The 1,072-nt window shown below is 56.5% G+C and carries 1 protein-coding gene and 1 pseudogene; both read left to right on the top strand.

Annotated elements, in window-relative coordinates:
* Positions 1-460, top strand: a pseudogene (locus KYE_RS21570) (xylulose 5-phosphate 3-epimerase); the annotation flags it as partial.
* Positions 461-711: 251 nt separating this feature from the next.
* Entirely contained in the window at positions 712-975 is a 264-nt protein-coding gene (locus tag KYE_RS11095) for an MBL fold metallo-hydrolase RNA specificity domain-containing protein (protein ID WP_008173282.1), read from the top strand.
* Positions 976-1,072: the final 97 nt, after the last annotated feature.

Here is a 1,072-nt window from a genome sequence, read left to right on the forward strand (position 1 = left end):
GCTCCGGGATGGTGCCATCGCTCTTGGTGAAGCCGGTGATGTGCAGTTGATCGCTGTCGGCGCCTATCAACTCCGGGTTTGCCTTGAGGTTGCCGAAGCGCTGGCTCAGAGAGGGCTTTCGAGTGGTGTGGTCTGCCTTCTCGAGCCCGGTCGATTCCGGAGTCCCCGGGATCCAATCGAGTCAGGACATCAGTCTGGTACTTCTTACAGGGCCGAGCTGTTTCCTCACGATACAAAACTCAGAGTGTTCGTGTGCCATATGCGCCCAGAGGCCTTGCTGGGACTCTGCCGTCCTCTCGATCTCGGGCCCGACCGGACGCTGGCGTTTGGCTATGAAAACCATGGTGGCACCCTGGATACATCGGGGCTGCTGCAGGCCAACAAATGTGATGCCCATTCGATAGTGCAGGCGATCCTGTCAAAAAGTGGCTCCTCAGGCGCTGATAAGGCGACATTGTAGCGATGGAGCGCGAGGATCGATTTACAACAGTCTTTACGGGGAAAACTAAAGCGCTGGTCATCACCGTACTGATTCTCACACTAAAACAATCCGGGCGGCAACCGATGCAGCTAGTCGCCCCACATACAGGTCAATCATGCTATGAATGAATCGTTCAATCACGCTGGGGCCTGGGGCATCACACTGATCGTTATCGTTCTGGTGTCCTGATTCTTTTACCGTTACAGGCAGGGGGGACACGAGGCGCCAAAATGGTTAATGGAGCGGAAAGGATCAAGATCCACGGCGACTGGATTCCGGTCAAGGCCCGGCTGGAGGTGTTGAGTGGGCTTTCCGGACATGGAGATTTCACAGAGATCGAACAGTGGCTGGCTCAAAGTGACTTAGCCCCCGAAACGCCGATCAACTTGATCCACGGTGATCCGGAGGCGCTGGAGGCCATGAAGGATCACTTGCGTCAGAACACCCGGTTTGAGGTGGAGGTGGCAGGCTACCAATCCATTTTGCGTCTTTGACGATGCCCTGACGGCCATCTTCGAGGGCGACCTGAATGAGCCGCTTAAGATCCGGCAACGACCTTGCTCGCGGCGGCTGCCGAGTGCTAGAGTGGGT

This window comes from Marinobacter manganoxydans MnI7-9, assembly GCF_000235625.1.
In the GTDB taxonomy this organism is placed as follows: Bacteria; Pseudomonadota; Gammaproteobacteria; order Pseudomonadales; family Oleiphilaceae; genus Marinobacter; species Marinobacter manganoxydans.

Excerpts from the sequence above, each read along its gene's own strand:
- KYE_RS11095 (WP_008173282.1), top strand. The coding sequence starts at position 712 with ATGGTTAATGGAGCGGAAAGGATCAAGATCCACGGCGACTGGATTCCG.